Raw genomic sequence first — 9,094 nt, forward strand, 5'->3', positions numbered from 1 at the left:
GGCCCCCCGTCGTTGTGCTTATCTGTACAAGCTCTGCGCCTCGACTACCCGAACCGGGAAATCCACCGACCGGCTCAGTGGCGGCAATTCGCCCCCCACCCCACCCGATCCCGTCCAGGACCCGCCCCACACCGCCGTCACCCGTACTCGAAATGCCCCGCCCGGCAGACCAGACGACGAACGAGCGAAGATGTAGGAACACTTGCTGCGTTGCCAGGCCGCGGGTCGCGACGGATCGTACGGGGTGCCGGTGCCTGTGCACCGAAACGGCCATTGGCCGTGACCGGGATAGATGATCAAAGTTTGCGGTCTGGCAGTGAGTTGCACCCACACTCCACCAGCCTCGGCACGATCACTCAGTGGGCCGCCGTTGGTCACCCAGAACCAGTGCGGTCGGCCTACCAAGCCTTGTGTGCCTCTGGGCGGAGCCGTCCGCACATTTGGCAGCGGAATCGGAAGCCTTTTCCAGGCTGATGCCGCCAGTTCCGCTGGCGAGCCTCTACGTCCTGGCTTCGGGGACGCCGGAACGTCGCAGATCGGGGAACCCCCTTGAAGGATCCACGGCGCACACGACTCGTATGGGAGGGGAGAGTCGGACGAGTTGCTCTGTGCAGGACGCGGCTTGGTTGCCTCGGGAGGCCCAGCGGGTTTTCCCGCCTTTTTGGTGCCTAGAATGTAACTGTCCATGTCCGCCGTTGGAGGAAGTGGCTCGACAGGTGATGCGGCTTGGATGGGGATCACGCGGAGAACTACTTCACTTATAAAGAGGCCGGCGATGAGTGCGTGCATTTAACAATCCTCCTTGAGGAGGTTGTACTCACTCACCCGCCAACGCCCATCTGGTCCCTTCCTGAGTGTGGCCTCGATATGCCTGTCCGGGACGCCGCGATTGATCTTCTTGTTGGTGCGTGTATTGCGAAGCCCGGAATTTGTGGCGTCCTGGCAATCCCGCACGGAGGCGCGCCCGTTCTGGATGTCCACGCTGCGGATGTTCACGATGACAGATCCATACGTGGCGAGATCATCGGATTTGTGTCGCGTAACGATCTTGAGGACATGTGAAAGCTGCGGATCGATCATGTACCTTGACAGCTGCTGCCTGCGGGTCGTGTCGGGAAGTGAGTCCGCTTGGCCCAGGACTGTGACGAATTCTCTATAAGAGCTCTTCGCGACTTCGAGTTCTGACGCTGCGGCATTGGCTCGATCGCCTGGAGCCCCCTGTGGCGCTTGCCTCGATGGGGTTGGCAGCTGGACGTCCTTCTGACCTCCGGCGCAGCCCGATAGGGCCGTAAGGGTCGCGAGTGTCATTGCCAAGCGGCCTGCGACCGTAAAAGCTATCCTTGCCGTGCCCGTATCATGCCTACCCATGTCGGCTCCTCCCCTGTTGGCGGCATGGTCTGCTGAGACTTGCCAGTTGGGCTGGATTGCGCTTCTCGTTCTGTGGTGAATGGAATATTGGTTATAATCGCGCAAATTAGCCCGTTGCATGTTGGGCAAGAAGGTATCGGAGCTCTACGGGTGTCTTGGCCGTAAGGACGTCGACTTCGTTCATCCGATCGGGAGGGAGAGGGCCCCGTAGGGCCCACCAGTTGCCCCTGTCTGTGATGATGACCCGCCATGGAGGGAAGTCGATCTCCAGGTTTCTCTTTGCGGCCAGAGCGGCAGAATCGACCAGCGGGCGAATGGCCGGTGCGAGCATGACGAGATACCTCCGAATTCGGTGGATACCTGTGCGGGTGATCTGCGCGAAATGGTGACCGATTGGCCCTCGGCCCCGCCGTGTGGTGCGGGGAGGCCAGAACACGGGGAGGCCGAGGGAGATCAATGCGCCTCAGGAACTAGAGACAGACTGGCTTCGGGTGACCGCAAGCACCTAGATCCAGGAGATGCCTGTACGGCGATGTCTTACCGCCTGCTTGTCGAACAGCCGGTCGACCGGACGACGGCCTACCCCTGAACCGTTCGCGTTGGTGAGGCGCGGTGGCCTGCACGGCGGTAGATCGGGTGGCAGATCGATCTGGTTGTTGGACAGCGGGTGCCGTGGGGTATTGGGGACGGCACGAGGCCGAGGGACGTCGCAGAGCCTGTGGAAGCGGCGGGCACGATCTGCGGTGGTGAGTTCCCCCTGGATGGACTCAAGTACCCGCGTGCGCACGAGCCGGCTGGGCCTCCAGGCGACGAGACCGCTCACCGGACGGTACCCGAAGCTGCGCCCTTGCGATCTGGCGTTTTCCCGCAGGCACTGGGCGGGCGTGTGCATCGGAGGTCGGTTGAGTACCGATTTGTTCCGGGGCTTTGGCTGACTGGCCTTCTTTGACATGTCGCCTCCTGGGTTGCGTTGCTGGAGACGATGAAAACCGAGGCTGCGACGACTTCTCAACGCTTGAAACTCTGTCTGACGACTAGTCGCCATGGTTGGCCCGGGCGCACTGCTACCAGCAGCGTGCCAAACACCCACGCCACAATGCCGGATGCGATGGCTCCTGGCAGTCTCCGAGCCGTGACGACTTTTGCTCATTGACCAATACCAGTCACCGTGATCCACCGTTCAGACGGCTCGCAAGAGATCGATTGGTGGCACGAAAAGCCAGATGGTGGAGATGTGGCACCATCCGTGCGAATGCCACCTTTTGAGGTCCTTGTGCACCCCAAGCGCCACCGACGGCTCAGCCTTAGCTCCGTCTACTGACGTAACGGGAAAAGCATCCCTGGCCTAGTACAGGCAGCGGGGCCGGCCCGATCGGATCAGCGCCGATCGCCAGAGGAAGGCAGCGTCTTACGTGCGATCACCGGCAGCTCGGTCGGCTTATGCGCTACCGGGCGGAGGATGAGCAGGGTCAGTAGCGTGGCGACGATCGTCAGCATGGCGGATGCCAGAGCGATGGCCTGTGGGCCGAGATGCGCGACGATCGGGCCGGACAGGACCAGGCTCAGCGGCATGATCGAATAGCTGGCGATGATGTTCCAGCTGTTCACTCGGATGAGCACGTGCGAGGGGAACTGTTCTTGCAGCGTCGTTGTCCAGCGCACGTAGTAGATGGCCAGCAGAGTCCCGGGTAGGAGTGCGGCCAGGGCGATGGTGGGCCAGGGTGCGCCGCCGCTCATCAACGCCATCGGCGCCGCGGCCGAAGTGGGCAGGAGCGCTGTCGCGATGACTCCTCGTCCTGGCTTGCGTCTGGCGCCGATCAGGGCTCCTGCCAGCGCGCCGAGGGGTTCAGCGGCGCTGATGATTCCCCAGGCGTATGCGCCTCCGTTGCCGTCGTTGGCGTACAGGGGGCCTGCGATCTTGGCGTAGCACATCAGCGCGGTCGTCACCGCCATGTACTGGAGCGTCATGATCCAGACCCAGGGATACCTCACGAACTCGCGCCAGCCGACGCGCATATCCGTGACGAACCCGGTCCTGGTCAGCGTCGGCCGGGGTGTGCTGAGGCGGGAGAGTACGAGGGCGCTGATCCCGCAGAGGATGCCGCGTGCGGCGGCGGCCCACGCAGGCCCAATGACGGTGACGACCACGCCGGAGGAGACGAGGCCGACCAGCAGACCGACCGACTGGGTTTGGTTGACCAGGGCGTTGCCGGCGGGACGGTCGTCACTCCGAAGTAGGTCGGCCACGATGCCGCGGAGCGTCGGCATGAACAGCGCGGTCGCGATACCTCCCATGGCGGCGAAGAGGCAGACGACTGTGAGTGGGGCGTCGCCGGTCCAGAACGCGGTACCGAGCGCTATCCATGAGCCGCATGCCAGGAGCTCAGCGGTGATAAGGACATGGTGGCGCCGGTATCGATCACCGACCAGGCCACCGAACACGATGAGCAAGGCCGGGAAGGCGTTGCACGCCAGCACGATCGACAGATCCCGTGGACCGTACTCCATGGCCAGCACGCCCCAGGTGAGCGCGATCTGCCCAAAGCCCACGCTCGCGCTCGAGATGATGCGGGAGACCAGTAGCGGGGCCACCGCGGCGTTCTTGAACAGCAGGATGGGCGCAAGGAAGCTCGACACGGCGCTCAGCTCGCTTCTGGGTCGGGTGGGCCGGCCGGGGGATGGCGGATGCGCCTGCCCTAGCTGGACGGTTTGGTCAGGTGGGCAATGAGGAATTCGGCCATGTCCTGGTAGGCACGGATCTCATTGCGGCGGTTGGCGAAGCCGTGGCCCTCATTGGGGTAGACGTCGTAGCGCACCTGCACCCCGCGATTGCGCAGCAGGTCGACGAGTTGATCGGACTCGCTGCGCGGGACTCGGGGATCATTGGCGCCCTGAATGACCATGAGCGGGGCGGTGATGTCGTCCGCTCTGGTGATGGGTGAGCGCCGGGTCAGTTCGTCGGCGTCGGTGCCAGGGTCTCCCAGGACGTTGGCAACGAAGACCTTCCAGGTAGGCGGGCAGGCCGAGGCGAGCGTGACCAGGTTGGTCGGGCCGCACAACGAGATCCCCGCCGCCCAGTCATAGGGCAGGCGCGCCAGGCACGACAACGCCGCGAAGCCGCCGTACGACGCTCCCCACACGGCGATTCGACGTGCGTCCACCCCCGGATGAGCGATCAGGTACTGCACGGCATGGTCGAGGTCTTCCAAGTCGACGCCGGCCCAGTCACGATAGATCAGCCGCTGGTGGGTAAGTCCGTATCCAACCGAGCCCGCGATGTTGGGAGCCAGGATCGCGATCCCGTGGGCGAGGAGGTATTGGTACAGACCGGCGTAGGCGTACCCAGGACGTTCCTGCGCTTCGGGGCCGCCGTGAATGGACAACAAGACAGGACGGGGACCGCTGCCGCCGTCGTTGGGCTGATACAGCAGCGCGTGGACGTCCCGCCCGCGTGAGGACCGATAGGCGACCGGCTCGGGCTGGACCGGCTCGATGACCCGCAGTGCGGGCGGACGCGTGTCGGTCAGATACCGGAACCGGCCCACATGGTCGTCCGACAATTCCAAGACCGCGACCTCGGTAGGCCGCGACGCGGTGCTGAGCAGCATGACGGCATGCCTTGCATCGGCGGCCAGCTTTAGCACCGACACCACGCCTGCCGGGATCTCCGCAAGAGCCAGCGGCACATCCCGGCGACGCCCGTACAGGGTGGAGCGGCCATCTTGGTTCACCGACCACACGAGCACGTCACCGGCGGCCTCGATGTACTCCACATCCCAGTCGTGCCGGGCGGCCGAACTCAAGGTCTTGGTCGTCAGGTCATAGCGTGCGCCAGCGGTGAACTCACCCCAGAGATCCGTACGCAGATAGAACCCGGTGGAGTCTGGATCCCACGGACCCGCCTCGAAGAATCGCCCGTCCAACCCGGCGGTCACGCACACCGGCTCAACACGGGGCTCGGTGAGGTCGGCGAGGTAAGCGGCGACGTCGGTGTTGGAACTGCGGCCACTGATCGTCAGCCACCGCCCGTCCGGCGAAACCGCGATCGCCTCGAACACCACCCCCTCAGGCGGGACGATCCGGCGCTCGGAGCCATCGGCCAGGTCATGCACCAGGACGTCCTGAACCGTGCGGTCGCGATCGTTAGCCGCGTAAACCAGCAACCGCCCGGTCAGATCGAACGGAACCGCCGCCAGGACCCGCTGGCACTCCGGCCCACGGCTGAGTGGCGCTGGTTCTTCCCCGTCCACACCGACCTGGTAGACCCTGTACTGCTCATCGCCTTCCCGGTCGGCAGTGAACACCAAGCTCTTGCCGTCCGGTGCCCATGCGATTTCTCGCACCCCGCGATCGACGAGCCGTGTCAGCCGACGAGCACCTCCGCCTGCCACGGGCGTAACCCACAGGTCGTACGACCCATGAGCGTTACTGGAATACGCCACCATCCTGCCGTCCGGTGACAACGCCAGGACCGGACGCAACCGCTCCTGCGGAACGAAATCCTGGAACTCAGGCATGACCGTGCTGCTCCTCAACATGTGAACGGAACCAGGAACAAGGTCAGTCCAGCCAGCCACGGCGGACGGCGGCGACTCCCGCAGCGAACCGGCTTTCCACACCGAGCTTCTCGCGGATCGCCGTGATGTGCCGCCGGACCGTCGTCACGCTCAGTCCCGTCCGCCGGGAGATGGTTTCGTCCGACAGATCCTGCGCCAGCAGGGTCAGGATCTGCCTGCGTGCAGGCGACAGCGGCACTTCGGCCTTCGCCGCTCCGAGCGGGATGCCACGCTCCCACATCAACTCGAAGTATTCGCGCAGCGCACTTACCACGACCGACGACCGGATCAGCAACGCACCCGACAAGCCGGTCGGCGTGAGCGGCAGCAACGCGATCGCCTCATCGGCCATCTTCATCTTCATCCTGATCCGCGGCACGATCCGTGCCTGATCGCCCGCATCAACATGGATCTGGACCATTTTCGCGCCGACGGGATGCTCGATACATGACGCCTCATACACCGTCCGCGACACCACCTCACCATCGAACGACGGGGGAGGCGGCATCGCCGCCAGCTCCTCCAACGGCCGCTCCATGACGAAGTTCTCCAGGGTCAGCCAGTGCCGTCGCGCCGTACCGATCAGTGCGCGCGAAGTGTCACTGATCTCCGAAGGCTCGGTGAGGATCCGCACCAGTCGATCCAGCGGCCCAGCAGCACATGACCCCAAGGAAGGAGGCGTCTCAGTCAGCCGGCGCTGCCCTTCGGTAACGCGCTCATGATCACGGACCAGTTGGCGAGACAACTCCGCCAACGCCACCTGCAACGCCAACTCCGGAGCAACCGGGACCAACCGCGCTGGCAAACCTGGTCCCTCGGGCTGAAAATGCGCCATGCCGGAACTCGTCAACGCTTCGACGGCGTCACGACTCCCTACCAGGTCCTGCGCCTCGGCCTCCACACAGCCGTTCTGCTCCAGCAACCGTATGTACGGATCAAGGAGGTCATCAGAGACGATCCCCTTCAGCAACCGATTCGCCGTCTGCTCTGCCTCAGCCTCCATTCGACACCCCCCGATCAACCGAGAGTAGCAACGTCGTTGCTGGCGGCAATGCGAAACGGGTGACATCACGATTGCCGGTCGGCTGGTCGTAGTTCCCTAGGTAGGCACGTGACCAGCATCGACGAGTCCACGGACGCGAGGCTGGCCCTGCTGGGCCTGTGACAGGTACAGCTGTCGCGGTCCTGCACACCGTCGCCGTCGCACCAAGACCTACGTCGCCAGCATCGCGCGGTTCGGCCGGCCACCCACGTCCGTTTCGACGCCATCTCGCAGCATGAGTGAGCGACCGTCGGGCAGCGCGGTCCCCGAGTGTCTACGGACTCGTACACCCGAGCACCGCGATCTCAACACGGCGAGACGCGATGAGATCGGCGCCGAAGTCCACCATCTAGAACTGTCGGTCGGGGGCCGCACCCCGCGCACTTTCCTCGCTGAGCCGAGCCGCAGCATCGCTGGCAACGCCGCCAGCGTTGACTCGGTGGGACGGCACCGGGGATGGTGATGACCCTGTTGCCATTGGTCGGCGACGAGCACTAGAAGAAGCACCTTGGCTCCGCCAGGGGCTCTGGGCGGAGCCAAGGGTGCTCTCACTTGGGATTCCTCCGGTCAGCCGATCGGCGTGGTCGAGAGGTCGCCTGCGCGGAGCGCGTTCACGAGTCTTTTCTCGGCGGTCCTGCGCTGCCTGTAGAGCCGACTTGCGGGAATGCCCAGTTCGACCGCGAGATCTCGAACGGTTTCTCCGTCCAACCGTGTCCTGGCGATCAGGGATGCGGATGCTGCGGTGATGATTTCCTGACGCACGGCCTCTTCGAGGACGGTCTCGGGCCCGGCTTCTCCGGTGAGGATGGGATGGCTAGGCATCTGCGCGGGATCACAGAGTCGGTGACGAAGTTCGCGTCCGCGCACGCGAAGTGCTCCTTTGCGTGCCCACAGGAGTAGGCGCGGAGCGATGTTCGGGCGCCGGATGTCGACGCGTGCCAATTGGGCGACGAACTCGGTGAGCAGTTCCGAGACGATGTCGTCGCCGTGCCTTGCCGGACTGGTTTGGATTACGCGGGCTGCGATGGCCTTCAGGCCGGGCATCGCCACCCCGACGCAGCCGATGGTCCATGCCGGGTCGCCGGAGCGGGCACGCGTGACCAGTTCTGCCCACACGGCGTCCTTGAGTGCGTCGGTGGCTGACTTGGCAAGCATCATTCCGCGCAGTTCTTCGAGGTCGATCTGGCGGGCGGGAAGCCCGTGCCCGAGATCGCATCCGTTGATCGCGAGCGGGTGTGGCCCGGTGGTAAGGAGCCTGAAGCTCATCTCCGCGACCTTGAGCGCGTTGGTCCACCGCGGTGTAGCGCTGTCGGCCAGAGCGGTGTCGGCCAGAGCGGTGTCGCCCAGGTTCTGGCTGATGGCTGGGTTGCTGGACATGACGACCCCCGATGTGGTGTGGCGTTTGGGCGCCGCCAGGTATCCGCCACAGCGTGGGCAGTTCATGAGCGCTGCACGGGCAGATCAGGCCATCCAGAGTCTGTGTGCAAGGTGCCGGTCTCGTGTCTAGATCCGCTGTGACCTGCGCAAACTCGGGATTGAGGGGCTGGTGGATGCGAGAGGGTCAAGCGCAGGGATGTGCCGATATCCGGCCTGACCTGGCTCTTCAGAGAACGGCAGGTGGCCGAGCAAGAATCGGGTAATGAGCTTGAGCTGTGACCGCTCAGTGGGGTCGTATATCCATAAAAGGTCGATTTTGCCTAATTTGCTGTGCGAGGCCCGGCGAGACTTCAGGAGCGGCCATTGGACGGGCGATCGCGACAAGTGGCGTGCCGATTCTTCGGACGGCCGCATGGTGGTGAAGTTTCTTGGAGGGTGGCTTGACCCGGACGATGAAGGCGTTATTCCTTAGTCCCGGCCGACCGCGCGATACGAGGGGGGTTCGCGCGGCCGGCCCCTTCAAACCGAGGAAAGGATTCCGCTGAATGATGAGAGGAAACTGGAAGATGTGCACTGCGGCCGAGTGGCTATGGGGCCCGGAACCGATGCGCTGGCGGCGAACCTACTCAGGAAGGGCCGACATGGTGACATCCGCGCGGCTGTTCGCCAAGTCGTTGGCCGCGGGCACTGGGCGAGAGGAGGATGTGGCGACCGTGGTCGCCGAGCTGGCCAGCAACGCCGTCCTGCATAC

General features: G+C 64.3%; 5 protein-coding genes. All 5 read right to left on the reverse strand.

Translation table 11 applies throughout. From position 1 onward, the window contains the following. Positions 1 to 789 precede the first annotated feature (789 nt). Positions 790 to 1,080 (reverse strand): hypothetical protein, encoded by a 291-nt coding sequence (locus tag ACGWYJ_RS38010; protein WP_395111469.1) that lies wholly within the window; start codon positions 1,078 to 1,080, stop codon positions 790 to 792. Between the two features lie 1,665 nt (positions 1,081 to 2,745). After that, positions 2,746 to 4,005, reverse strand: coding sequence for an MFS transporter (locus tag ACGWYJ_RS38015; protein ID WP_395111470.1), 1,260 nt, complete (start codon positions 4,003 to 4,005; stop codon positions 2,746 to 2,748). Positions 4,006 to 4,064: 59 nt separating this feature from the next. Continuing rightward, on the reverse strand, positions 4,065 to 5,885 hold the full coding sequence (locus ACGWYJ_RS38020) for a S9 family peptidase (RefSeq protein ID WP_395111471.1): 1,821 nt from the start codon (positions 5,883 to 5,885) through the stop codon (positions 4,065 to 4,067). A gap of 43 nt (positions 5,886 to 5,928) precedes the next feature. Next, entirely contained in the window at positions 5,929 to 6,927 is a 999-nt protein-coding gene (locus tag ACGWYJ_RS38025; protein ID WP_395111472.1) for a LuxR C-terminal-related transcriptional regulator, read from the reverse strand. 606 nt (positions 6,928 to 7,533) lie between these two features. After that, positions 7,534 to 8,343: a hypothetical protein gene (locus tag ACGWYJ_RS38030; RefSeq protein ID WP_395111474.1), complete on the reverse strand. Its 810-nt coding sequence runs from the start codon at positions 8,341 to 8,343 to the stop codon at positions 7,534 to 7,536. Between the last annotated feature and the right edge of the window lie 751 nt (positions 8,344 to 9,094).

The sequence above is a fragment of the Actinomadura sp. SCN-SB genome, from assembly GCF_043906805.1.
Taxonomy (GTDB): Bacteria; Actinomycetota; Actinomycetes; order Streptosporangiales; family Streptosporangiaceae; genus Spirillospora.

Coding starts and splice junctions, on each gene's coding strand:
- ACGWYJ_RS38025 (WP_395111472.1), bottom strand. CDS start 6,927: ATGGAGGCTGAGGCAGAGCAGACGGCGAATCGGTTGCTGAAGGGGATC.
- ACGWYJ_RS38030 (WP_395111474.1), bottom strand. CDS start 8,343: ATGTCCAGCAACCCAGCCATCAGCCAGAACCTGGGCGACACCGCTCTG.
- ACGWYJ_RS38010 (WP_395111469.1), bottom strand. CDS start 1,080: ATGATCGATCCGCAGCTTTCACATGTCCTCAAGATCGTTACGCGACAC.
- ACGWYJ_RS38020 (WP_395111471.1), bottom strand. CDS start 5,885: ATGCCTGAGTTCCAGGATTTCGTTCCGCAGGAGCGGTTGCGTCCGGTC.